This window comes from Myroides phaeus, assembly GCF_900099675.1.
GTDB lineage: Bacteria > Bacteroidota > Bacteroidia > Flavobacteriales > Flavobacteriaceae > Flavobacterium > Flavobacterium phaeum.
This window is the reverse complement of sequence record NZ_FNDQ01000002.1, coordinates 182,245-207,118: the sequence shown is the minus strand read 5'-3', so window position 1 is coordinate 207,118 and position 24,874 is coordinate 182,245. Positions and strand designations below refer to the sequence as shown.

The following is a 24,874-nucleotide window of genomic DNA, read 5'->3' as shown; positions in this document are numbered from 1 at the left end:
ATACTCTATAAACAAAAAAAGAGGTGCTATAGTATAGCACCTCTCGAATTTTAATATCTTTTTTAATTTACAGTACGCTTTGGACCTTTTGCTTCAGGCCATTTTTGACGTTCTCCTTCACTATTCATTGGCAAGACAATCTTATCTCTATTTACCAATTCTTCTTCCTCACTTGCTTTATAAGCTAAGATTGCAATAAGAATAGCATTGTTCTGTACATCATCATAAACTATTTTATCAGCAGTATCTCTTGTTGTATGCCAAGTATATCCACCATAACCCCAACCAAGAGAACTCAACATAAATCCAGGAATATCTTTACTTACGAAAGACACGTGGTCAGAACCTCCTCCTGATGGAGAACCTGGAAAGTGTGTTTTAATTTCATTCTTATACTTAGCTGGTACTGCGTGTAACCAATCTGTCAAATACTGGTATGAGTTTAGAAACCCTTGTCCTGAAATATTAGCAACACGACCTGTTCCGTTATCTTGATTAAATACCACCTGTATTTTATTGTGCAATTCTGGATGGTCAGCAACAAAAGCACGCGAACCATTTAACCCTTGCTCTTCACTTCCCCAATTACCGATTAAAATAGTACGCTTAGGATTAGGCAATACTTTCTTCAAAATACGCGCAGCTTCCATCATTGTGATAATACCCGTTCCGTTATCAGTAGCTCCTGTTCCGCCATCCCAACTATCTAAGTGTGCCGATAAAATAACGTACTCATCAGCTTTCTCTCCACCTTTTAACTCAGCAATAGTATTATATGTTTTTGCAGTACCCAAATCTTTTGATTGTGCATTCACATTAATCTTTGGAGCTTTACCATTCTCCGCTAAACGGAACAATAATCCGTAATCTTCCACTGACAAGTCAATCGTAGGCACTTTTATTGTTTCTGCTCCAAAAATTCTATTTGCCCCCATTATACCCGTCCAATACGACATAACAATTCCAACAGCTCCTGCTTCTTCTAAAACTTTAGGTAATTCCTTAGCTGAATATCCTGTGTTAGCAATTCGCTGGTACCATTCTTCTGCATCCACTCGGCGTTGCTCCTTCATCTTATCATAAGACTCGGCTGTTGCATACTCTTTCCATTGATAATCAGGTCTACCAGAAAACTGATGTTGAGAAATCATTACAAACTTACCTTTCACTTTTGGTAACCAAGCGTCAAACTCTGCTTTATTCTTAGCATCTACTAAAACAATTACCTCTCCTTCTACACCATTTTTCTTTGTAGCCGGACTCCAAGCCAACTGCGTTCCCTCTAATGACTTTATACGTGGTGATGTCATTGTAATTTGCGTAGTACCTCTTTCCCAAGCTTTCCAAGTTCCATACGCTTCATTACGAGCTTCAAGTCCCATTGCTTGGTATTGATTAACAACCCAATTATGTGCTTCCATCATTTGTGGTGTTCCTACTAAACGAGGTCCAATTACATCCATCAATTCAAAAGCATATTGCTTTAATTGTGAATTTTCTGTTCCCTCTTTCACGATAGCATCTACTATCGGGTCTGCTTTTTGTGCAGTTGCCATAACACTTGTCATAAGTGCAATACCAAGAACACTATGTTTAACCATAGTATTCAAGTTTAAATTAATTCTCATAGTTGTTTGATCTATTAGTTTGAAGGAGGCAAAATACATATTAAAGTTAAGGTGCACAACCCTATTTATTTCAGTATTGTCACTTAAACATAGTGAAAATTATCACCTTAACAATTCTTACAATCATCTTTTATCAATTTAATGACAAACATAGATGTCTAAAAAGACTATTATTCAATCTGAATATAATTCAGAAACTCTTTGCTATTTTATTTTTCAAAACTCTTATTCGTTAATAACGTGAATACCTAAAATCTATATTATTTAAGAGATTCTCAAATATTTACATCATCATTTCTACCGTTATTAGATGCCGTATCTTTGGCTCAAATTTTTAATAAGTAACTTTTAAAACAATGAAAAACCTGAAAGGAATTTTTTTCGCATTAATTTCTTCTGGTACATTTGGTTTGGTGCCTTTGTTTTCCTTGCCATTAATTGTACCTGAATTGCGACCAGAAGGGGTGGCAGCTATCGGCATACCGACCATCCTATTTTACAGATTTCTATTTTCTTCTGCCACAATGGGAGCCGTATGTGTGTATAAGAAAACAAGTTTAAAAATAGCTATTAAAGATTTAGCAGTCGTCTTTTTCTTGGCGTTATTGTATGCCGCAACAGCCAAGTTTATTGTTGACTCCTATGAATACATCGCAAGTGGTTTAGCAACTACTGTTCACTTTTTATATCCAATCTTTGTAAGTATAGTTATGATTCTTTTCTACAAAGAAAAGAAATCAATAGTCTTATTAATCGCTTCTGTACTTTCTCTATTAGGAGTTGGAATGATGTGTTGGCACGGAGAACCATCTCCGGCTTTGTTTAAAGGACTTGTCTTAGCCTCGATAACAATCTTTACATACGGACTATATATAGTCGGTTTAAACAAGTCGAGAATTGCCGATATGAACTTTGATTCTTTAACTTTCTATGTATTGTTAATGGGTTGTTTAATCTTCTTATTCTATTGTTTGGTAACAACAGGTATAGAACCAATCACTTTAAGTAAAGACTGGATGAACCTAATCTTATTGGGCTTCTTTGCTACATTTATATCTGATTTATGCTTAGTATTAGCAGTAAAACACGCGGGATCAACAATTACTTCTATTTTAGGTTCAATGGAACCTGTAGTAGCTGTATTAGTAGGTACATTGTTCTTTGCTGAACACTTTGATTTTATCTCAGGTATTGGACTAATGTTTGTTTTACTATCTGTAACACTTGTTATTCTATTTAATAAAAAGCCTACTTAAGGCAACTTTATATAACAACAAAAACTCCGCTTCAGTACTAAACCGAAGCGGATTTTTTTTATAGGATAATTAAATATTTACTTCATTTCGAGTTGTCCTTTCCCTTTACTTAAAGTAAGTACCAGCCATATTAAAGCACCTTCAAACAATAGTGAAATACCTAAATAAACATAAAAATCTACTGCCTTTAAGTAAGTATTATAATCAAAAACAGATACTCCTTTCCCCTCAAAATAAAATTGATAAAAGCTATATAAAACAAGGAGTACTAATAATAAAATTAGCGCTATTTGGTAAAAAGTCTTTTTCATAAGTTAATCTTCTTTGAATTAAAAATACGAAAAAAAACTATTCTGAATTACTTCTTTGAAGATGGAATGTACTTCTTTTGGATAAAATAAAAAGCAATACCACCTGCGATATAACAAAGAACATCAATGAAATCGCCAGTATATCTGGGATTATGCTGAGGTAAATACCATTCAAAATATACTGAAAAATAAAAGACAATAGTCATAATCATCAAAGGAGATAAAAGAAAGATATATCCTTTCCACTGTTTTAAAACGGCTAAAGTAAGCCACGCAGTAAGAGGTACTGCTAATAAATCGTTGACATAATTATTGACAAAAGAAGGTAGTACTATCCCCAATCGTTGCAGTATATATATTATAACTCCAAGAAGCAACATACCGATAAACAACCTATGTTTTAATATTCTCACGCTACAACCACTCCAATAAACCAAGCAATAAACATCACTATTGCCATAAATACTATCCAAACACCATAGATGAGTTTAAACACTAATCTTACCAATAACCAACGGTGATTAGTCATTGCACTAAAAAAGCGATCCACTTTACTTGGCCCCTTTAATATTTCGATGCGTTCTTTCTCTTTAATGTAATCTTGTCTTTCTTGCTCACGACGCTTTACTAAATCAAGTATAGCACCACAATGTTCACATTCCTCTGCATTAGCATTGAACTCACCACAGTTATAACATCGAATATGAACTTGACCTTTTGACATCTTTTATTTAAATCTGTTCAAAACTACATTTTTACATTAAAATAAAAAAGTCTTTGTACATAACTATACAAAGACTTTTTAGATAAAATATATAAAAGCTAATTACATCTACTATTTTGTATGAGCATTATGAGCTCCGTGCATTCCTCTTCTGTGTTCCATTACTTCTAAATTCTCATCAACGAAGTACGCACTACCAAATCCGTTTACATAAGACCCTTTAACTGGTTTGAAATTAAACATAATAAAGTCTTCTAAGTCACCTAATACCTCAACAACTTTACCGTGTCTTTCTTTTAAATCTATCATCGCCTTTTCATATAATGGATTTTCTTTTTCCACTAATTCTGCAACTGTATCTAAAGTTAAGCGGTGTCTTGCATATAATTGTTTAGAAGCACTCTCATCTTCTACAAACATAAAAGAAACTTGTTTTCTATCTCTCAAATTCTTAGTGTGTTTAGCCATAAAAGAAACTAAGATTTGAAAATCATTTCCAACTCTTGAGTAAGGTGCAGTACTCACCAAAGGAGTTCCATCTTCATTGATTGTAGCCATCATAATTGACTTGCATTCATTGATTAACTCTTCTACTTTTGGAGCTTTTGGTTTCACTTTACTTTGGTCGAAATTTGGGTTTGTTGTATTCGTGCTCATGGTTATGCTATTTAATTATAATGCGAATATAATAAATTATTTAAACTAAATAAAAATAACTATACCTGTATTTATCCAATCCCTTAAAATTTAACTATGTGCTAATTAGCACAAAAGCTTTTAAAACAACAAAAGCGAAGAAATAATTCCTCGCTTTGTTGCATATAAAAATATCTTCAATACCTTTTAAATATTGCACTGATAAATATAATCATCCATTACATACCCATTGCCAATATCAAATGTTTCTGACTTGATACATTTCAACCTATTGCGTTCATAGAAACTAATTGCTTTGGTATTTTGCTTATTTACTGTTAGGTATACAGCGGTAGCCTTTTGTGCCTTAGCATAGTCAATAACACGAGTTAGCATTACTTTACCAATTCCTTTTTGTTGTTGGTCTGTATCTACATATATTTTTGAAAGAAAGACGCGATTATCATCCATTAATTTGTAATCTAAGTACCCTAACAGTTGATTATTTTCAATATACATTTCCCATATATAGCCTTGCTCTATTTCACCAAATATTCTTTCATTACTATACATCATAGGCAACATATAAGCTATCTGTTTTTCTGTAATAATTGTACCATAAGTCTTTGGCCAAATCTTCTCTGCTAACGGGCGAATTAATTGAACATTATTTTTATCAACTAAATGGAAACCGTTGGTTGCACTAATAATAGTACCATCTGCTGTTATATTAAATTGCATAACTATGTAATTGTTATATTAACTCTGAATAACAAGAATACGATTTGTTTGGGAAGTATGAAATACTTTTTTAATCAATCACTCTCCTCCAAACTAAACAATTCCTCTACTTTAGTCTTGAGAAACTTACTCAGTTTTAAGGCTAATACAGTAGAAGGAACATACCGATTCGCTTCTATAGAATTAACTGTTTGTCGAGAAACAGCTAACAAATCAGCTAATTCCTGCTGGGTTAATCCGCAACGAGTACGTTCTATTTTTACGTTATTCTTCATTGTTACTTTTTTTCAATTTTCGCAATTGCAGTTCAAACATTAAAGTTATAAAAACCATCATTGTAAATACTCCCATTCCTGCTGATAGCCGCCCAATCTCTTCTTCGTCTGCAACAAGGCTAAAAATATTATTTATCAACACATATATTATCAAAAAAACAATAGCTCCTGTCATCGTGTTTAATCTCAACTGCACAAACATTTCGTCATCCTCTTTTCTTTTTGTCCAAAACAATATCAACAAAGCTAAACTGATAATTGTAAGCATAATTTCTTTGCTATAATCTCCATATTGTTTTAGAAAATCTCTAAACACAAAAGCTATAATAATGTCTAATAATATTATAGCAATTACTACCCATTTAAAGTAGTTTGGAAATAAAGGTAAGTTTCTCATAAGTTTTAAATTTCATAGTCACAAATGTAAAATAAACTTTACAATTAGACAAACAAACTTTACATCAAAAACAATACATTAATGATGTCACACACAAAACATACTTACTATCTCTAACCCTACGATTACTTGAGAATCCTCCCACAATTGTCCGACTATTCTCCGACAAAAATAATTCTATCTCAGTATTTTCGGGCTATACAGGAGCTATACACAAACAAATGTCGGACAATTGTCGGATAATTGTTGAACAAGCTACTTATATTCCATCTATATATTGGTTATACTAACATTCCGAATCTACCTCTACAAGTGGTTAACAAGCAGTATATCGAAAAAAATAAAGTTTTAAATTCCTAACTAAAAATATCCCATTTCCCTTTATAATCGTTCAAAAACAACTAAAAAAGTAAATATCTACATCAAATTAGCTTCAAAAAAAGATTAAAATAGTTCCCATTACCCTCTCTTTAAACTAAGGTTAAGACAATAATCTATTTTTTTCCTAAACTCAAAACACTACATTATTAAACCAAAAAAAATAAGGGCTGTACTCTCATTTGAGAATACAGCCCTTATCTAAATTATATAACGCTTAACTACAAGATTATCCTTTGTAATTTGTCAAGAAGTCAACTAATGTACGTACTCCACTACCAGTACCACCGTTTCCTTTATAATCTCTTGGAGAATCCATCCAAGCTGGACCAGCGATATCAATGTGTACATATGGATGTTTAGCGAAGTGCTCTAAGAATTTACCAGCTGTGATAGTACCAGCATAACGTCCACCAATATTCTTCATATCAGCTACGTTCGATTTTAATAAATCTTTGTAGTCATCCCAGAAAGGCAATTGTGCTAAACGTTCGTGAACATTGTAACCAGACTTAACGATGTCTTGAATAACTTTTTCTTCATTACCCATAATACAAGAAGCCATATCTCCAGCTACTACTAATGCTGCTCCAGTTAATGTAGCTGCGTCAATAATAACTGCAGGTTCGTATTGGTTAGCATATGCAATAGCATCGGCTAAAATCATACGTCCTTCTGCATCTGTATTCAATACTTCAATTGTCGTTCCATCATACATTGTAATAACGTCACCAGGAGCATAAGCATCTCCACCAGGGCGGTTGTCAGTAGCAGGAATTAATCCAATTACGTGAACGTTTACTTCATTTAATGCCGCAGCATAAATAGTACCTGCCATACAAGCAGCCCCACCCATATCACTCTTCATTGAGTCCATAGATCCAGCTGTTGGTTTTAAACTTAAACCTCCTGTATCATATACAACACCTTTACCAACTAATACGATTGGCTTTTTGTTGATTGGGTTAGCAGGTTTGTACTCCATTACTGTAAATGTTGGTTGCTCAACAGAACCTCTGTTTACAGCTAATAAACCTCCCATTTTCAACTCTTCAATTTCTTTGCGTTCTAAAACTTTTACAGAGAAATTAGCTTCTTTTCCTAACAATTCAATCTCTTTCGATAATTGTGTTGCAGTTAAAAAGTTTACTGGCTCATTTACCATTGTACGTGCCCAGTAAACAGCTTTGATTGTATTGTTTAAGTCAGCGATTTGCTTTGCAGTGAAATCTCCTTTTACCTCAACATTAGTTAAAGCATATTTCATTTCTTCTGCTTCCTTGAAGTATTTCAAGAATTGGTAGTTAGACAACATAAACCCTTCAGTCAATGCTAAAGTAGCTTCGCCGTTACCAACGATGCTTAAGTTATCTGCTTTCTTATCTAATTGTTTGCGGATATTAAATCCTGCTAAACGCATTTTTTCTAAATCTGTATTCTCTTTTATGAAGAAGAAATATTGACTTCCTACTTTAGCGAAGTCCTCTTCTTTTTTGCTTTCTTCAAAGCTTTTTACGAAGTCATTTAAAAACTCAGGAACAACAACAGCTCCTTTATTGTCTTTGCTTAAAACGAAAACTACATTTCCGTTTGTCTTAACGTCATTTACAAGTTGTATCATCTTTGTGTATTTATATTATTGCAAATATACATTTTTTTAGACTCAACTAAAAAACACTATGCTTGAGTTTCAGAAAAGCTTTCCAACACTACTAAAAGCCACCATACAATAGGTACACTTTCCACCCAAAAAAGGGTGTATATCTTCGTTCTCTCTTTCGAAGCATACCAAATAAAAAAAAGAGTTAGCAACACAATAACAAGATTATTCCAAGCTTGTATAGGTTGATAACCTACTTTAAAAAATTCGATTACATAAAAGGGAATTAACAATAATGTCAACAGCCACTTGGTATTGACAACCCCTAAAGTTTGAGGTAAAGTTTTTAGTTTATTATCGTCAAATTGCAAGTCCACTATCTCGAAAATCCCTATTAAAATCAATACCAAGATAAAGCGTTGTACAAACTTAATTCCAATATCCCAACTCAACTCCAATCCTGCATTAACAATCGGAACAATCAAAGTAACTGTTGCCCAGCAAAGACAAACAATATAAACTTTTAACCCTGCCCAATTGCGGAGGTTCGGTATTTTATCATTGATAGGAATAGCGTAAAAAACAGATAGTAATAAGAGACTAATGGTTACTAACTGTGCTTTGAAACTAAGCAAGAAAAAACAGATTGTACCAATGACTAAAGCTAATAAACTAACAGTAACTATCGTCTTGAATTTACGCGATAAACTATACCTGTGATGATATACAAAATCGGCATACTTAATAAAGTTGTATGAAAAAAGTGTTCCCGTAAACGCCATAGTAGAAACAACACCATCAAATGGCAATCGACAAAAGTAAAAGGTCATTTGTACCAGCGCGAAAACAGCAACCGATACGTGAATACTTCCATTTAAATAAAAATCAATTCCCTTGTTCCTCATCAAATCCATAAGTATTCTGAAAATAATTATCAAATAGTATTATAAGTTTTCAAAATTAAAAGTAATAATCGACAAAATGTCAGATTAATGGTTATTTTTGTGTGCTTAAACACAACTAATATTTAATTGTCCAAATGAAAACAAACGCATTTGCTTTAAGACACATTGGTCCTCGTCCTGAGGACTTAGCACAAATGTTTAAGACTGTAAAGGTTGAAAACATCGAGCAACTGATTGACGAAACGTTTCCAAACGCTATTCGTTTAAAAGAAGAATTAAATCTTGCTCCTGCAATGAACGAATATGAATACTTATCTCATATTCAAGCATTGGGTAACAAAAATAAAATATTCCGCTCTTTTATCGGTTTAGGATATAACGAGGCTGTAGTACCTGCAGCTATTATTCGTAATGTATTTGAAAACCCAGGATGGTATACTGCGTACACGCCGTATCAAGCTGAGGTGGCACAAGGTCGTTTAGAGGCTTTGTTAAACTTCCAGACAACTGTAATAGAATTAACAGGAATGGAGATTGCTAACGCTTCTCTTTTAGACGAGGCAACTTCTGCTGCTGAAGCTATGATCTTGTTATTTGACGTTAGAACAAGAGATCAAAAGAAAAACAACGTTGTTAAGTTCTTCGTTTCTGAAGAGATTTTACCTCAAACTTTATCTGTATTACAAACAAGAGCAACACCTTTTGGAGTTGAATTAGTTGTTGGTAATCACCAAGAATTTGATTTCTCTGAAGAATTCTATGGAGCAATGTTACAATACCCAGGAAAACACGGTATCGTAAATGACTACGCTGATTTTATTCACACTGCAAAATCTAAAGACATCAAAGTAGCTGTAGCTGCTGATATCTTATCTTTAGTTACTTTAACTCCTCCAGGAGAAATGGGAGCTGATGTTGTAGTAGGAACTACACAACGCTTCGGTATTCCATTAGGATATGGAGGTCCTCACGCGGCTTATTTCGCTACTAAAGAAGAATACAAACGTAGTATGCCAGGACGTATTATCGGTGTTTCTAAAGACGCTGATGGTAATATGGCTTTACGTATGGCACTTCAAACTCGTGAGCAACACATCAAACGTGAGAAAGCTACTTCTAACATTTGTACTGCTCAAGTATTGTTAGCTGTAATGGCAAGTTTCTACGCTGTGTACCACGGACCAAAAGGATTGCAAGCAATCGCTAACGGTGTACACGCAAAAGCGGTTACTTTAGCTACAAGCTTAGAGAAATTAGGTATTGAACAAACAAATGCTGCTTTCTTTGATACAATCACTGTAAAAGCTGATGCTGAAAAAGTAAAAGCAATTGCTCTTGAAAATCAAATTAACTTCAATTATATCGATGCTAACACAATCTCTATTTCTTTAAACGAAACTGTAGAATTAAAAGACATCAACACAATCGTAGCTATTTTTGCTAAGGCTGTAGGTAAAGATGCTTTTGAAGTTGTTGCATTAGACGAAACTACTGTTAAATACCCAGCTAAATTAAAACGTACTTCTACGTTCTTACAACACGCTGCTTTTAACAGCTACCACTCTGAAACAGAGTTAATGCGTTATATTAAAAAACTTGAGCGTAAAGATTTAGCATTGAATCACTCAATGATTTCTTTAGGTTCTTGTACAATGAAATTAAACGCAGCTGCTGAGATGTTGCCTTTAAGTAACCCACAATGGAATAATGTTCACCCATTCGTTCCTGCTGATCAAGCACAAGGTTACTTAGAAATGTTGAAAGACCTTGAAGATAAATTAAGTGTTATTACTGGTTTTGCAGGTACAACATTACAACCAAACTCAGGAGCACAAGGAGAGTACGCTGGTCTTATGACTATTCGTGCTTACCACCACGCAAGAGGAGATTTCCAAAGAGATATTGCTTTAATCCCTGCTTCTGCTCACGGAACTAACCCTGCTTCTGCTGCTATGGCAGGAATGAAAGTTGTAGTTACTAAAACTACTCCTGAAGGAAATATTGACGTTGCAGACTTAAAAGCTAAAGCTGAACAATACAAAGACAACTTGTCTTGTTTAATGGTTACTTATCCTTCTACACACGGAGTTTACGAATCTGCTATTATGGAGATTACTCAAATCATCCACGACAATGGAGGACAAGTGTATATGGACGGTGCTAATATGAACGCACAAGTTGCTATTACAAACCCAGCAAATATTGGTGCTGACGTTTGTCACTTAAACTTACACAAAACATTTGCTATTCCTCACGGAGGTGGTGGACCTGGTGTAGGACCAATCTGTGTTGCAGAACACTTAGTTGAGTTCTTACCTTCTAACCCAATAGTAAAGGTAGGTGGTAAAAATGCTATCACTTCTATTTCTGCTGCACCTTATGGTTCTGCATTAGTATGTTTAATCTCTTATGGTTACATCGCTATGTTAGGAACAGACGGATTGAAGAAAGTTACACAACAAGCAATCTTAAATGCTAACTACCTTAAAACACGTTTAGAAGAGCATTATTCTATTCTATACACAGGTGAAAAAGGTCGTGCTGCACACGAAATGATTCTTGATGTACGTGAGTTTAAAGACAAAGGAATTGAAGTTACTGATATTGCTAAACGTTTAATCGACTACGGATTCCACGCTCCAACGGTATCTTTCCCTGTTGCTGGTACCTTGATGATTGAACCAACAGAAAGTGAAAGCTTAGAAGAGCTTGACCGTTTCTGTGATGCAATGATCTCTATCCGTAAAGAAATTGAGAATGCTACTATTGAAAACCCAGTGAATGAGTTGAAAAACTCTCCACATACATTAGCTTTATTAACTGCTGATAATTGGGATTTACCATACTCAAGACAAAAAGCGGCTTATCCACTACCTTATGTAGCTGAAAACAAATTATGGCCTTCTGTACGTCGTATTGACGATGCATACGGAGATAGAAACTTAGTTTGTTCTTGTGCTCCTATTGAAGTATATATGGAAAACTAATCCAAACGGATTTATAAATACGAAAAAGCACCATCTAATGATGGTGCTTTTTTTATGCTCAATAGAGATTTTCTAATCTTCAATAATATAATTTCTGATATGATGTTCTTTAGCAAACTCTCGTTGCAAATCTTTCAATTTAATTGCATCGTGATTTAACTCCATAGACAACTCTTCTAACCTCGTATAATAGTGTTGCATATCGCTATTAGTTAAACTATCAGCTTTTGCGCTCATTTCTAAGTAAACATCTAATGTTGCATCACTTCCTCTCATATAAGAGATCAAAGCGTCTCTCATTGGTTTTACATCCTCCTCTAAGTCCATTGCCAGGTACTCTTCCATTGAATTAGCAATATATTCTTTAGCTTCAGTCGCTCTTCCTTTGATTACAACAAAATCTGAAGGTTTCTCAATTCTACTTTCTATGTTATAAACAGCTTCCATTTTAGAAATAGTAGAGTTCCACTTTGAAACACTTAAATTCAAATCAGCTTCTCTATTCTTACAAGAAGTTAATAAAAACAAACCTGCCAATAGGACTATTATAATTTTCTTCATATCTACATATATTTAAACACAAAAGTATCTCATTTGTTTATCGTAAACAAAACTCCCCCTATAATGCAAAAATACTACTGCTACTAAAAACATAAAACTTCATAGTTTAATACTTGTGTTTTCTCTTCTCCAAAAGCAGTATTCAAATAAGTTACGTTCTTAATTTCTTTAGTAACTACGTGATAATCATCTTGTATAATTCGCTTTAATTGTTCTAAGTGAAAACTGCTATTGTATTGCTTTTTATACACGATAATACAACTACTATATTTTAAACTACTAACAGCATTGTTAATAACTTTTATCAACAATTCAAACATTGTAGAATCAGTTGTAAAACAACTCTCGTCAACATTAAAAATCACAACTCCCGATTGTCTCAAAACCAAATTAAACTCTTCTATCCCAGTAAACTCAATACATTCAAGAGACAGATCACTGGTTGAGTATTTACTTGCATACGCATTGATAAGCTCTTTTGCTTTGTTAGTAACTACCTTATACTTATTAACATTGAATACCTTTATACTAACAGCTTGTTCATAGTTATCAACATACTTATCAACAGTATTGTTAATAACTTTAAGCAACTGTTGATGAACCTCAATAGCGTAAATTCCCGCCAATGAACTAAAATCTACAACTGAAATTCCACCATTCGAATTATCTATTTCATTCGCTAAAAATTGTTCAACTCGATTAGAAATTACTTGGTATCCATAATACCCTTCTTCTCCGTGTAATAAATAAAACAAATCAACTTTAGACTCTTCATTTATGGAAACTCCCTCTTCATCATATCCCGTATTAAAATCAGTAGGACCATATGCTAACACATTGTTTTGTATATAAAAAGCTGGTCTATTAAAAATTAAATTATCAGTATATAATCCCTTTTCTTTTAAAGGCAAAACTACTTCACTCTTAAAAAATGCATCAAAAACAAGACAACTTAGTACCTCCTCTTTTATTGCACTTTGTATACTATCATTTGTTTCTTGTAAAAGAATTTCTTGAATAGTATTTTCTACAAAACCTCCTTTTTCTCTGATGAACTCAATCAACTTATAATAAACATCGTTCTGACTCAATATTCCCGCATTACCAATTAAAAAGATTTGCTCTTTTGCACGGGTTAAAGCTACATTCAACTTACGATCAACAGTCTTATCTTCATTCAAGTTTACAACGCTATCTAATTGAGATAAATTATTTACTGCAAACGAATAAATAATTATATCGCGTTGCCCACCTTGAAATCGCTCTACTGTATCTACCGTTATTAAATCAAATCCTGGAATACCTGCTTCCTCCAGTTTGTTCTTAATCAAGGCTATTTGATTTTTAAACGGAGCTATTATTCCAATTCTACTGCTTACATCAAATGATTGCTTATTGTATGCATAAATCTCAATTAATCGTTGAATGATATGCACAACCAAATCTGCCTCACCTTCATTAACCTTTCCAGATTGGTCAGACTGTTCTTCTTCACTATTAAAAAACAAAAGGCGTTTATTTGCAAGCGCAGTATCTAATTGTCTATTACAATCCGCAGGGACATTGAAGGATAATTCACGCACTTGACGAGCTAAACTATTCTTTGCCCCTTCTGATAAATTAGTTAGGTGATAAGCCTCTTTTAACTGTCCGTCATAGAAATTGATATTTGGAAACAAAGCAATGTCTTGGTGCATTCGCCCTTGATAAGTCAACGTATCACAAGCATAATCAAACCCATTGCCCTTACAATAGTTAAACAGTCTTTCAAACAATGAATTTCGTCTATCTGCCAGCCCCATATTTTGTAACAAGACATTATTCGTTTTTGAACTTACCTCATCTTGTACAACAATTGCTGGCAACTGCTTGTGGTCGCCAATCATTATAAATCGCTTACACTTGTGTAGCATTCCGATAATCTGCGGTTCTAATATCTGAGAAGCCTCATCAATGATCAAAGTATCAAATCGCTTTAATTTAAACACATCATCTTTACTTGACATAGAAGCGACAGTAGAAACAAATATCCTATTACTACTTATTATTTTTGCTAAACTACCACGAGTAAACTTCTCCTCCTCTAATGCAAGTTGTTTGCGTTTCTCTATGATAATATTGTCTAACAAACAATTGTGAAAACTACTGTTACAAGATAGCGAGCTCCCTATACGGATAAACTTGTAGTTGTTTGTTGAGGTAATATCACTTAATGCTTCATTAATAGTTTCACACAACTCATCGACTGCCTTATTAGTATAAGCAAGCAGTAAAATATTTTGATTGCTATTCACGTATAACTCCCTCACCAACTCTTTGATGATATGAGACGTTTTTCCAGTACCCGGAGGTCCGTTCAAAACAAAATAATCCTCTGTACTCAATGCATTATTTAAAATGCGGTTTTGTTCTACAGACAATGTTGACTTATCAAAACCATACGGCACACCTAAAGCTGGAGGCAACTGTGTTAGCATCACCTGACGATGTTTAGCTGGAGCATTCATAAATGAATACATTCCCTTATACATACTGGTAAAGGAACTATCCATAAAATCCCGTTCCAATGCCCAATATTTAAATTGTTTAAAATATTCAATACTGCGTTGCATATGTCTAAACACAACCACTACTGTATCCTTCGTAATCTTTCTGATAGAACATTTGAATATCTGATGAGAAACAGCAATATCTGCTTCTGTTTCTCTGGGGTATAAAACACATATATCCCCTTCTCTAAAATTCACAAAATCATCTGTAATTGTTCGATTAAAAACAATCAATTTTTCATCAGTAGATATGCGATTTTCCTTTATCTCTAAGTCAAATAAAATACTGTACTTCTCAATTTTATCATCTAAATCATCTAACCATAAACTGGCTAATCCATTATTCCCTTCATAGTTTCCAATTCCAAGTTTACTGATATATTGTTCTCTTGCAATAAAGCTCACAAAGGAATAGAAATAAGTCAATTCTAACTCACTCGCATTGTATAAAGGATTTAAAAAAGCATTAATCTGCTTGGTAAGTATATCTTTAAACTTACTGTTTATTGGATTGCTAATTAGCCTTGCAGGATTAACCTTACTAATTAACGTTTGTATAGCCTCTAAATCGTCAGACTTTAAGATCTGTTCGTTTAAAATAATTTGATTGCGAACATCACATATCTCCTGCACACGAGCCAGAGTAATGTGGTCTGTACGAAGATTGCCACTTGTTGTTTTACTATAAAAAATAAAACCACTTAAATATTGTTCATTACCGATATCCTGAAAGCTTATATTATTTACAACAGACAACATCAGGTGATATAAATATAACTGTACAGAGTGATTTGGTTTAACACTAAAGCCATCATCAGGAAATGGAGTACTTCCCGACTTTAACTCAACAATTGTAGTCTTATTTGCTTTGGAAGGTATCGTATGCAAGACATCTAAACGTCCTTGTACTCCATAAACATTACTCAAAAAACTCGGTTCTAAAGAAATGTTCCCTTGACTTGATATACCGTATTGGTGAAATTCATTCAAGTAAACACGCTTTATTGTATTAAAATGAGAACGACAAACAAAAGCATATTGTCTAAATTCTTCAGATGAATAAATATCACTACAAGCAGTATGTTCAAATGGATAAGTCTCAAAATGCTTTACAAAGATGCTATCAAATTCAACAGTACGTGCATCTTCAGAACTCACTAATTCATCCATTACAGCGTTGGCAAAATTACCAATCAGCAAGTACTTATTATTTGATATTGGTTCAAACTTCGCTTTTAAAAATAGTAATGGAGAAGCACCAAAATCTTGAAAACACTCGGCAATAGCAGAAACATCGATTAAATAATCTGGTTCAAGTACTACAATTTTTGGATGGTAAATTTGATGATCGTCAATTCCAACATTGATTAAATATAGAGTAGCTCCAACCCACAATTGATTACACGTAGTAAAAACATCATTAACACCAAATTCATTTATACGAACGCGAATATGTTGTTCTGTCGTAGTATTTTCGACTTCACAGATTAAAATATCTGGTTGCTTATGCACAACGACTACTTTCAGCTTATCAACAAAACCACTATACTCCTCTTCTTTTCTCTCTCGTCTTATCTCTTTTTCTGGATAAGCAAGTCGATTTAAATCCGGAACTGGTACATTGTAAACTTGGGATACAAACTCATTGATGTCTTTCCAATAGGTAGGAAAAAACAAGTCTAATTCTTCTGTACTAACTTCTCGAAGTTCATTGCTAATCATTCTGAACGAATGAATATTTTTAGAAACCTGGTATTTATTACAGATAAATGATAAACGAGAAAATAAATTAGAGAACTGAAGTACTTCTTTTGCAGTAATATTCTTTGTAATCTTATTTAACAAGCTTCTCAACACTTTATACTTAGTTATAATTGAAGTGTCTTTTCCTACGTAAACCTGTAATAACGATGTGAAAAAAGAAGTTGTTTGCTTATTATCTAACATAACTATGAAGTAATTCTTATAATACTTTTCAAAGATAATACAGAAATGACTTATACAATAATTCGTACATCAATATAGAATTAAATCACAGCAATAAAAAAAGGGAGAACTCTATTAAAGTTCTCCCTTTACAAAAAATAAATCACCTCTGTATGAATCAAATCACATTCTATATCAAATATAGAAAGTATTATTCTTTTAAAATATCACAAATCAAACACATTGTCTACATAAAATATCACAAATCAACGTAAATCAGAAGTTGTAATTCTAATCATCTTTTTAATTAAAGAATTAAAACATTTAAAAAAATGACAGCTATCATAATTTGACCTAAAATATGGTACTACTTTTACAAAAGCCAAAGGAAGGTATTATTTTATTTTACTAAATTAAAAAAAGAGAGGTTAGTCAGCTTCTCTTTTTTTATTTACTTTACAATCGGTACCTTATTAGATTTTAAAGGCTCTGTGTATAACTTATATCCTTTAGCCTTCACTTGACTAAATATCTTCTCCCCTACTAACTGCTCAACATTTTTAGGGATTAAATTATAACTTACATAATATTCAAAACCTCCTTCTACTACTTTCTCTTTTGGAGCGTACCAAGCAGGGACTAATTCTTTCACAACTTTAAAGGGTAGTCTCAATTGAATATGACTTTTGGGCTTAAGAATTACATAATCATTTACAGTCTTGCTTTTTACCTTCTCTTGCCATTTTGCCAAGATAGCAGAAGAATCGAAATTCGCACTTACTAAGACAGGCTCGTCTACTTTATCAGCAACGTTATAAACTTTTTGTTGCAGTAAAAACACCATATTTTCATAAGTACTTCCAATACTTGCACTATATGCTAAGTCTGAAGTATCCCAAGGAAACCAATAAGTGTCATTTGTGTTGTTTAACAAAACAACTGTAACCAAGCTTTTATCCTTGGCTTTAGAATCTAAAACATTCACCTCAACTTTAGGTCTATTCTGTTGCCCAAATCCCATAAAAGAACAACAAACAAAAATAACCGAAAAAACTAATCTACTCATAATCAACACTAATTTACACACTAACCGTAAAATTACAATTATTTGACCGCATAATTATCAAAAAACACGCCTAATTAATTAGAATGATTTTAAACAAGGGGTTATATTTGTACTCATAACAACCATATTTATGAAATACTTTATTACACTCTTATTTACTTTTTTATTCTCTATTGCCTCAACTGCACAAGAGCCTATTAACATAGGGACATCTTATACTATTTTATCTTCTGTTTTAAACGAAAATAGAACTATACAAATTCATTTACCTAAATCTTATAACGATAGTTCACTAACACCTCAGCACTATCCCGTCATCTATTTATTAGATAGTGAATCTAACTTTAACTACTTATCTGCTTATGTTGAAAAACTATCTAAATATCCTTATCCTTCAATTCCTGAAATGATAATTGTAGGGATTGTCAATACAAATAGGACAAGAGATTTAACACCAACAGTAAAAAACACTTCTTCTATGTCCCAAGAACAAAGCAACAAAATCAAGGGAGACTCCGGAGGAAATGCTTTATTTTTTGATTTCATTGAAACAGAACTATTTCCATATATCAATACAAATTTTAGAACCGTAGGCTACAATATTTTAATAGGGCATTCTTTTGGTGGCATAACAGCTTTAAATAACCTACTGACGAGAACGTCAATGTTTAATGCTTACATTGTACACGATCCAAGTATATGGTGGGACGATAAAATTATCTTACAAAACTATCAAGACGCTAAAAAATATGACTTTCAAAACAGGAAGTTATTCTTAACTCAAGTGGACGAAAAAGAAAATACAGACCATCTTGCTGAACACTATAATGCAATTAAAGAATTTGATAAATTTCTTAAGAATAGTACACCATTAAATCTACAATACAAATACAAACAATATACAGGAGAAGACCACGGTAGTATTCCAATGAAAGGAAATTTAGACGGCTTGCGATATATTTTCGAAGGATACAAAATCAACTTTAAGCAACTTAAAACAAACCTTAACTTGTTAGAAAGCTCCTTTGATGCTTTAAGTAAAAACCTTCACTTTACATTAGTTCCTAATGAGCAATACCTAACAACTATCATAAAATATTTTCAACAAAATAATGAAATTGCAGTCGCTAATTATTTAATTCAGTATAAAGAAAAACATTATCCTAAATGTATGATTATTAACAAAAAAGAAAAGGAATAACCCAACTCAATTATTTATTTTTAAAACTAAATGAAGAAATAAACTACAAAAAAACAATAAGTGCACCTATTTATCCGTTAATATGCTAAAAAACAAAGCAAATTTCTTCATTTTTAAAAATGAAAAACATAAGTTTACTAAGATATTAACCAACAATAACAACATGAATATTAAAATTGTAAGTTCTGGGTGCTATATTCCTACTAAAGTAATAGGCAACCAAGACTTTGGTCAGTTTGATTTTAGAGATGAAAATGGTTTACCATTAAAAGATAATAATGAACGCATAGCTAAAAAACTTCAGCAAATTACAGGAATTGAAGAGAGAAGATATGTAGAAAATAATCTTACAACAACTGACATCGGAACAATTGCTGCTCAACGCGCAATTCAAAATGCAAATATTGACCCTGAAACTCTTGATTACATCATCTTTGCACACAACTTTGGAGATATTAAACACGGTACTATTCAATCCGATATTGTACCAAGCTTAGCAGCAAGAGTTAAACACAACTTGAAAATAGCTAATCCAAGTTGCGTAGCTTTTGACGTTTTATTTGGTTGTCCTGGATGGTTACAAGGGGTAATTCAAGCCTACGCATTTATGAATGCTGGAATGGCTAAACGATGTTTAGTAATTGGAGCTGAAACGTTATCAAGAGTAATTGACCTACACGATCGCGATTCTATGATTTATGCTGACGGCGCAGGTGCTACTGTTCTTGAGCGTACTCACGATGGTGGAGGGATTTTATCTGTTGAAAGTGCAAGTCATACATTAGAAGAAGCTTTCTTTATTCATTTCGGAAAATCGTACAATCCAGATCTTGATAAAGACACAAAGTACATCAAAATGTATGGACGTAAAATATATGAGTTTGCTCTTCTAAACGTTCCTAAAGCAATGAAGAGTTGTGTTGATAAAAGTGGAATTGATATCAAGAGAATTAAAAAGGTTATGATTCACCAAGCAAATGAAAAAATGGACGAAGCCATTGTAAAACGCTTTTATGAATTATACGATATGGAAATGCCTGAATACATTATGCCTATGAATATTCAAAAATTAGGTAATAGTAGTGTAGCTACACTTCCTACTTTATACGATATGATTATTAATAAAGAATTAGAAAACCACAGCTTTGAAACAGGAGATATAATACTTTTTGCTTCTGTAGGAGCTGGAATGAACATCAATGCCTTTACTTATCAGATATAGAAAAAAGCCCAAAAAAGTTAGACACTTTTTTGGGCTTTTTTTATCATTTAATTTCACTTTTCACTATCACTATGTTTTTTGTTAACAAAGAAAAAAGTAGCTCCTGCTATACAAATGACCACATAACAAACAAACCTAATTCCTTTACTTCCAAAAACATCAAATAAATCCAATAATAGTACGATTGTAGATAAAACAATTATTGCCACCATAAACTTTCCTATCTTATTCATACCTCCTATCTTTTTAATTATCTATAAAACAAAGAGCAAGATTAATGCCAATTTCAAAACAGATATACGACACTTATAATAGAGTAACCTTCATTTCCATTCGTATCTAAGCAAAAAAGCATAAAACAATACAAGATTACTCACCACTCCCCTATTTTCTTTTTACAAAAGACTACCAATCAAATTAAAAAAACATAATATCTTAAACAATAAATAAGCATTCCTGATTTACTGCATTAATTCCGTCAAAAAAATAAACCAAAAAATGCATACTAAATAAAACGGCTCATCCACTATATTATCTGAATATTCAGGCTTTTAATTATGTACTTTTGCGCAATATTTCAAATAGAGAATATTTCTTTTTTTTAACTCTTAATGTATTAGACGTACGTTATATAAAATGCAATTAAACAACAAATTTTTAGGCTTTGCATCTGCTATTTTCGCAGCGATGCTTTGGGGTGTATCAGGTACTTTCGCACAATTTCTTTTTACAGAAAAAGAATTCAACGCCGAATGGTTAGTAACCGTTAGATTATTAGTTTCAGGAGTACTTATGCTTATTTTCGGTATTCTACAAAGAAATCCTGATGTGTGGAAAATATGGAAGGATAAAAAAGATGCAATCAACTTAGTTGTGTTTAGTATCCTTGGAATGTTAACGGTCCAGTATACATATTTTGTAACAATCTTGCATTCAAATGCTGCAACAGCAACTGTATTACAATATACAGGTCCGGTATTTATTGCTATTTACTTAGCTTTAAGATTAAAAAAATGGCCTAAACCTATTGAGTTTTTAGCTATTGGTCTTGCTATGTTGGGAACGTTCTTATTAGTTACCCACGGAGACATAACAAGTTTAAACATTACACCAACAGCATTGAGTTGGGGTATTGCTTCTGCTTTAGCATTAGCGGCTTATACAATTATGCCTGTACATTTATTAAACAGATATAGCCCAATTTCAATTATTGGTTGGAGTATGTTAATTGCAGGAACAGCGATGAGTATCATTCACCCTCCACATAAATTGGAAGGGATTTGGGATACAGATACTTATTTAGTAGTTGCATTTATCGTATTTTTAGGAACTTTAATTCCTTTTTATATCTTCTTAAATGCTATTAAGAATATAGGTCCACAACGTGCAAGTCTACTTGCTTGTGCTGAACCATTATCTGCTACGTTTATAGCAATAACTTATTTCGGAGTACAATTTCATACAATGGATTGGATAGGTAGTTTGTGTATTATTGTTACAATTATACTACTTACTATGATTAAGAAAAAAGTATTGCCAGAACCAGAACTTTAAAACAAATCAATTCAATATAGCTCTAAGGCGGTGTCTTCTATAAGACATCGCCTTATTTTTTTCATAAATTGTTATTCCGCTTAGTAGATAGTTAATCTACTTCATCTATAATTCTTGCCTTACCCCTGAATTTACTTTTAACACCCTTCTACCTCATCACTATCTAATTATACTCTCCTTTTATTTACTCCAATAATACAACCTTAATCACACATATATTTTACCTATTTCTTATGGCAGCACTATTGTCTTACACTGAATAAAACAAACAGCACGCCACGCTGAAATCAATTTTTATAGGTGTCAGTACTAAAGATATACTATCTTGCTTTCACCGTACTGTTAGAGTTGATAATCTTGATTTGTATTGTACAATTTTTTATTTAAAATCATATAACAGACATATTAACAACGAAACATAATCTAAAAAAATATAGTGAAACTTTTAAAAACGAAGCTTAATAAATAAATTATCACTTTAAAAACTTGCTAATAAACTTCATTAAAACATGTCTAATTCCAATTACCCAATTGGTGCGGAAGATAAAATACCCGTTGATAACTAAAACAAGTGTTACGCGAATACATAGTTCGAATAAAGGATGAATATCCATCGGTATTGCAAATACTCCTAAAACAACCAACATCATTGTCATCAATAGCTTGAAGAACTGAAGGTCGAAAGGCCATAGTTTCATCTTGTGATAGATGTAGTATGTCTTTGCAATATTAAATAAGGTTAATGACAATAAAGAAGCTAATCCTACTCCAAATATCCCCAGTGTAGTTTGTGTCAACAACAAGTAATTTAAAGCTACATTCAATACCATTAAACTTAGTATTGATACAAGGTTAAAGCGATAGTATTTTGAATAAGAAATTATTTCACTATTAAATCCTGTTGACATATTTATAACCACATTTACTCCCAATAAATAGATTATAGGGATAGATGGAGCTAACTTGTCATAAGTAGGTAGTAATCTAAACAACGGTTCTATTCCGACTGCTACACACGTAAACAATAGCATTCCAATAAAAAATAAGTTACGAGCTACTTCTTTATACTTCTGATTAAGCTCGCGCAATTGAACTCGCTTTATCAAATCTGAAATGACAGGAGCATACAAAGCAAACACCCCTGTAGCTGGAATTGCTAAGGTTGATGCAAGGGTAACTCCGATATTATATGTACCATTAGCTTCGTAAGAAATGAAATATGGTATCATTAGTGAATCTGCTCGAAAAGCAAAAAAAGAACCAAAGCTACCTGCAAAAGCGAATAGGCTATAAGCGTAATATTCTTTTTTACTGAGTGACTGAAATAAGTCATTATAATTCCAATACCATTTGTATTGGAAGTACTTGTAAATATACCCCCCTATTACAAATGCAACGATATAATAGGCAATAATGTAGTATCCTATAGCTTGATTAATTGTATAACCTGCATAAATCACCATTAAAAAAACGGCAGGTAAAGCTATTTTAGGAATTATTTTTTCAAAGAATGTGGGAAAAGATAATTTCTGTAAATTGGTAGCTTGTCTTCTAAATAGCTCAATATAAGCCATTGCTATAGCTAATGGAAATCCCATATAGACATATTTAATATCATCTCCTTTGTAGAAAAAAGAGCCAATATAAATAAGTCCACCTACTAACAAAGCAAGCTTTCCTAAGGATAGTAAACTAAAACTGAATAGTTTTTTCTGTAAGTTTTCGGTTAAATTAGGATAGAAATTAATTAACGCGTGTGTACTTCCAAGTACAATGATAGGAAATAATATTTGTGCACAAGCATCAACAAAGCGAATGATACCAAGCATTTCTTTGTCTTGAGGGTAAATTAATACAGTAGATATTACACCTATTAATACCCCGATGTAATTAATCGCGGTAAACAAAAAGGCTTGTTTTGTAGAAATCTTACTCCCCATTAATTAACTTATTATGCTTACAAATATACTTCCTAATAAATGCTTAACTACTATTTTTTTTAAATTTGTCTTTTGATGGTTATCTTAGACTATCAATCTAAATTTTCAAGACTTAAAGATAATGAACTATATTGTTATTATGCCTGCGTTTAATGAGGCGGATTTTATATCCAAAACATTAGATAGTATAGTACAGCAAACTTTGCCTCCCGTACAACTCATCGTGGTCAATGACAATTCTACTGATAATACAGCGACTATTGTTCAACAATATGCTAACAACTATTCTTGGATTACTCTTGTCAACAAACAATCTGAGGCTATTCATTTACCCGGTAGTAAGGTTGTTCAAGCATTTAACTATGGTTTAAATTCTCTTTCCTCTATAATAGATTATAACTTTATTGTAAAATTAGATGCCGATTTAATCCTACCAATTGACTATTTTGAAACTATTGCTAATACGTTCGCAACAGATAATACAATCGGTATGGTTGGAGGATTTGCATATATAAAGAAAAGTGGACAATGGGTATTAGAAAACTTAACTGACAAAGAACATATCCGTGGTGCGTTTAAAGCTTATAGAAAATCGTGCTTTGAGCAAATTGGTGGTTTGAGAACAGCTATGGGATGGGACACTGTTGATGAATTGCTATGTCGTTTTTACAATTGGAAAGTAGTTACAATTGAATCTCTCAAAGTGAAACATCTTAAACCTACAGGTGCTAATTATGATAAGTCTGCAAGATATAAACAAGGTGAAGCTTTTTACAGACTCCACTATGGTTTAGTTATTACAACAATTGCTGGTTTAAAATTGGCAACTAAAAAGAAAAAAACACTTCTTTTTGTAGATTATCTAAAAGGGTACTTCAAAGCACAAAAAGAAAAACAACCTTATTTAGTGAATGAAGAACAAGGTAAATTCATTAGAAAATACCGCTGGCAGAAGATAAAATCTAAACTGCTTTAGTCTTTTTTTACTCTAATAAACTCAAAACTCATTTGTAATTG

General features: G+C 32.7%; 21 protein-coding genes. 6 read left to right on the top strand and 15 right to left on the bottom strand.

Annotated features, from left to right (window positions below; all coding sequences use genetic code 11):
- Positions 1-62: 62 nt before the first annotated feature.
- Positions 63-1,628, bottom strand: coding sequence for a M20/M25/M40 family metallo-hydrolase (locus BLT46_RS01890; protein ID WP_090405325.1), 1,566 nt, complete (start codon positions 1,626-1,628; stop codon positions 63-65).
- A gap of 356 nt (positions 1,629-1,984) precedes the next feature.
- Between BLT46_RS01890 and BLT46_RS01885 the strand changes: the two genes are divergently transcribed.
- Positions 1,985-2,884, top strand: coding sequence for a DMT family transporter (locus BLT46_RS01885; RefSeq protein ID WP_090405322.1), 900 nt, complete (start codon positions 1,985-1,987; stop codon positions 2,882-2,884).
- A gap of 77 nt (positions 2,885-2,961) precedes the next feature.
- Here BLT46_RS01885 and BLT46_RS01880 read toward each other — a convergent pair whose 3' ends face one another.
- The 9 genes from BLT46_RS01880 to BLT46_RS01840 all read right to left on the bottom strand — a co-directional run bounded on the left by BLT46_RS01880 (position 2,962) and on the right by BLT46_RS01840 (position 8,860).
- Positions 2,962-3,195: a hypothetical protein gene (locus tag BLT46_RS01880; RefSeq protein ID WP_090405319.1), complete on the bottom strand. Its 234-nt coding sequence runs from the start codon at positions 3,193-3,195 to the stop codon at positions 2,962-2,964.
- 47 nt (positions 3,196-3,242) lie between these two features.
- Entirely contained in the window at positions 3,243-3,536 is a 294-nt protein-coding gene (locus BLT46_RS01875; RefSeq protein ID WP_245722920.1) for a hypothetical protein, read from the bottom strand.
- A gap of 68 nt (positions 3,537-3,604) precedes the next feature.
- Positions 3,605-3,919 (bottom strand): hypothetical protein, encoded by a 315-nt coding sequence (locus BLT46_RS01870; protein WP_090405313.1) that lies wholly within the window; start codon positions 3,917-3,919, stop codon positions 3,605-3,607.
- A gap of 111 nt (positions 3,920-4,030) precedes the next feature.
- Positions 4,031-4,576, bottom strand: coding sequence for a HugZ family pyridoxamine 5'-phosphate oxidase (locus tag BLT46_RS01865; protein WP_090405310.1), 546 nt, complete (start codon positions 4,574-4,576; stop codon positions 4,031-4,033).
- Between the two features lie 186 nt (positions 4,577-4,762).
- On the bottom strand, positions 4,763-5,296 hold the full coding sequence (locus tag BLT46_RS01860) for a GNAT family N-acetyltransferase (RefSeq protein WP_090405307.1): 534 nt from the start codon (positions 5,294-5,296) through the stop codon (positions 4,763-4,765).
- A gap of 74 nt (positions 5,297-5,370) precedes the next feature.
- Positions 5,371-5,571: a helix-turn-helix transcriptional regulator gene (locus tag BLT46_RS01855; RefSeq protein ID WP_090405304.1), complete on the bottom strand. Its 201-nt coding sequence runs from the start codon at positions 5,569-5,571 to the stop codon at positions 5,371-5,373.
- On the bottom strand, positions 5,561-5,968 hold the full coding sequence (locus tag BLT46_RS01850; protein WP_090405302.1) for a hypothetical protein: 408 nt from the start codon (positions 5,966-5,968) through the stop codon (positions 5,561-5,563). The genes BLT46_RS01855 and BLT46_RS01850 overlap by 11 nt, the downstream gene beginning before the upstream one ends.
- Positions 5,969-6,575: 607 nt before the next feature.
- On the bottom strand, positions 6,576-7,967 hold the full coding sequence (locus tag BLT46_RS01845) for a leucyl aminopeptidase family protein (RefSeq protein ID WP_090405299.1): 1,392 nt from the start codon (positions 7,965-7,967) through the stop codon (positions 6,576-6,578).
- A gap of 56 nt (positions 7,968-8,023) precedes the next feature.
- On the bottom strand, positions 8,024-8,860 hold the full coding sequence (locus tag BLT46_RS01840; protein ID WP_090405296.1) for a UbiA prenyltransferase family protein: 837 nt from the start codon (positions 8,858-8,860) through the stop codon (positions 8,024-8,026).
- 125 nt (positions 8,861-8,985) lie between these two features.
- Between BLT46_RS01840 and gcvP the strand changes: the two genes are divergently transcribed.
- Positions 8,986-11,838, top strand: a complete 2,853-nt coding sequence (gcvP, locus tag BLT46_RS01835) for an aminomethyl-transferring glycine dehydrogenase (RefSeq protein WP_090405294.1) — start codon at positions 8,986-8,988, stop codon at positions 11,836-11,838.
- Between the two features lie 72 nt (positions 11,839-11,910).
- Here the strand turns inward: gcvP and BLT46_RS01830 are convergent, their stop codons facing one another.
- The 3 genes from BLT46_RS01830 to BLT46_RS01820 form a co-directional block, all read right to left on the bottom strand.
- Positions 11,911-12,399, bottom strand: coding sequence for a hypothetical protein (locus tag BLT46_RS01830; protein WP_090405292.1), 489 nt, complete (start codon positions 12,397-12,399; stop codon positions 11,911-11,913).
- Positions 12,400-12,482: 83 nt separating this feature from the next.
- A complete protein-coding gene (locus tag BLT46_RS01825; RefSeq protein ID WP_090405289.1) occupies positions 12,483-16,895 on the bottom strand; it encodes an AAA domain-containing protein in 4,413 nt (1,470 codons plus the stop codon).
- A 430-nt stretch (positions 16,896-17,325) separates the two neighbouring features.
- Entirely contained in the window at positions 17,326-17,940 is a 615-nt protein-coding gene (locus BLT46_RS01820) for a hypothetical protein (protein ID WP_090405286.1), read from the bottom strand.
- A 130-nt stretch (positions 17,941-18,070) separates the two neighbouring features.
- Between BLT46_RS01820 and BLT46_RS01815 the strand changes: the two genes are divergently transcribed.
- Both BLT46_RS01815 and BLT46_RS01810 read left to right on the top strand, forming a co-directional pair.
- On the top strand, positions 18,071-19,141 hold the full coding sequence (locus BLT46_RS01815) for an alpha/beta hydrolase (protein WP_090405283.1): 1,071 nt from the start codon (positions 18,071-18,073) through the stop codon (positions 19,139-19,141).
- A 163-nt stretch (positions 19,142-19,304) separates the two neighbouring features.
- A complete protein-coding gene (locus BLT46_RS01810; protein WP_090405393.1) occupies positions 19,305-20,363 on the top strand; it encodes a 3-oxoacyl-ACP synthase III family protein in 1,059 nt (352 codons plus the stop codon).
- A 53-nt stretch (positions 20,364-20,416) separates the two neighbouring features.
- Here the strand turns inward: BLT46_RS01810 and BLT46_RS01805 are convergent, their stop codons facing one another.
- Positions 20,417-20,596 carry a hypothetical protein gene (locus BLT46_RS01805; RefSeq protein WP_090405281.1) on the bottom strand — a complete coding sequence of 60 codons (180 nt, stop codon included), beginning with the start codon at positions 20,594-20,596 and terminating at the stop codon, positions 20,417-20,419.
- Between the two features lie 403 nt (positions 20,597-20,999).
- On the opposite strand from BLT46_RS01805, the gene BLT46_RS01800 reads away from it, so the two are divergent.
- The gene (locus tag BLT46_RS01800) at positions 21,000-21,917 is read left to right on the top strand and encodes a DMT family transporter (protein WP_090405278.1); all 918 of its coding nucleotides are present in this window, start codon (positions 21,000-21,002) and stop codon (positions 21,915-21,917) included.
- Between the two features lie 473 nt (positions 21,918-22,390).
- Here BLT46_RS01800 and BLT46_RS01795 read toward each other — a convergent pair whose 3' ends face one another.
- Complete coding sequence (locus BLT46_RS01795; protein ID WP_090405275.1) at positions 22,391-23,857, bottom strand: lipopolysaccharide biosynthesis protein; 1,467 nt, start codon at positions 23,855-23,857, stop codon at positions 22,391-22,393.
- Positions 23,858-23,978: 121 nt separating this feature from the next.
- Here BLT46_RS01795 and BLT46_RS01790 point away from each other — a divergent pair, with 121 nt between their 5' ends.
- Positions 23,979-24,833 (top strand): glycosyltransferase family 2 protein, encoded by an 855-nt coding sequence (locus tag BLT46_RS01790; protein WP_090405272.1) that lies wholly within the window; start codon positions 23,979-23,981, stop codon positions 24,831-24,833.
- The last annotated feature ends 41 nt before the right edge of the window (positions 24,834-24,874 follow it).

Bases quoted from the DNA above. Each gene is read 5' to 3' on its own strand.
- BLT46_RS01890 (WP_090405325.1), bottom strand. From the start codon at position 1,628: ATGAGAATTAATTTAAACTTGAATACTATGGTTAAACATAGTGTTCTT.
- BLT46_RS01885 (WP_090405322.1), top strand. From the start codon at position 1,985: ATGAAAAACCTGAAAGGAATTTTTTTCGCATTAATTTCTTCTGGTACA.
- BLT46_RS01880 (WP_090405319.1), bottom strand. From the start codon at position 3,195: ATGAAAAAGACTTTTTACCAAATAGCGCTAATTTTATTATTAGTACTC.
- BLT46_RS01870 (WP_090405313.1), bottom strand. From the start codon at position 3,919: ATGTCAAAAGGTCAAGTTCATATTCGATGTTATAACTGTGGTGAGTTC.
- BLT46_RS01865 (WP_090405310.1), bottom strand. From the start codon at position 4,576: ATGAGCACGAATACAACAAACCCAAATTTCGACCAAAGTAAAGTGAAA.
- BLT46_RS01860 (WP_090405307.1), bottom strand. From the start codon at position 5,296: ATGCAATTTAATATAACAGCAGATGGTACTATTATTAGTGCAACCAAC.
- BLT46_RS01855 (WP_090405304.1), bottom strand. From the start codon at position 5,571: ATGAAGAATAACGTAAAAATAGAACGTACTCGTTGCGGATTAACCCAG.
- BLT46_RS01850 (WP_090405302.1), bottom strand. From the start codon at position 5,968: ATGAGAAACTTACCTTTATTTCCAAACTACTTTAAATGGGTAGTAATT.
- BLT46_RS01845 (WP_090405299.1), bottom strand. From the start codon at position 7,967: ATGATACAACTTGTAAATGACGTTAAGACAAACGGAAATGTAGTTTTC.
- BLT46_RS01840 (WP_090405296.1), bottom strand. From the start codon at position 8,860: ATGGATTTGATGAGGAACAAGGGAATTGATTTTTATTTAAATGGAAGT.
- gcvP (WP_090405294.1), top strand. From the start codon at position 8,986: ATGAAAACAAACGCATTTGCTTTAAGACACATTGGTCCTCGTCCTGAG.
- BLT46_RS01830 (WP_090405292.1), bottom strand. From the start codon at position 12,399: ATGAAGAAAATTATAATAGTCCTATTGGCAGGTTTGTTTTTATTAACT.
- BLT46_RS01825 (WP_090405289.1), bottom strand. From the start codon at position 16,895: ATGTTAGATAATAAGCAAACAACTTCTTTTTTCACATCGTTATTACAG.
- BLT46_RS01820 (WP_090405286.1), bottom strand. From the start codon at position 17,940: ATGAGTAGATTAGTTTTTTCGGTTATTTTTGTTTGTTGTTCTTTTATG.
- BLT46_RS01815 (WP_090405283.1), top strand. From the start codon at position 18,071: ATGAAATACTTTATTACACTCTTATTTACTTTTTTATTCTCTATTGCC.
- BLT46_RS01810 (WP_090405393.1), top strand. From the start codon at position 19,305: ATGAATATTAAAATTGTAAGTTCTGGGTGCTATATTCCTACTAAAGTA.
- BLT46_RS01805 (WP_090405281.1), bottom strand. From the start codon at position 20,596: ATGAATAAGATAGGAAAGTTTATGGTGGCAATAATTGTTTTATCTACA.
- BLT46_RS01800 (WP_090405278.1), top strand. From the start codon at position 21,000: ATGCAATTAAACAACAAATTTTTAGGCTTTGCATCTGCTATTTTCGCA.
- BLT46_RS01795 (WP_090405275.1), bottom strand. From the start codon at position 23,857: ATGGGGAGTAAGATTTCTACAAAACAAGCCTTTTTGTTTACCGCGATT.
- BLT46_RS01790 (WP_090405272.1), top strand. From the start codon at position 23,979: ATGAACTATATTGTTATTATGCCTGCGTTTAATGAGGCGGATTTTATA.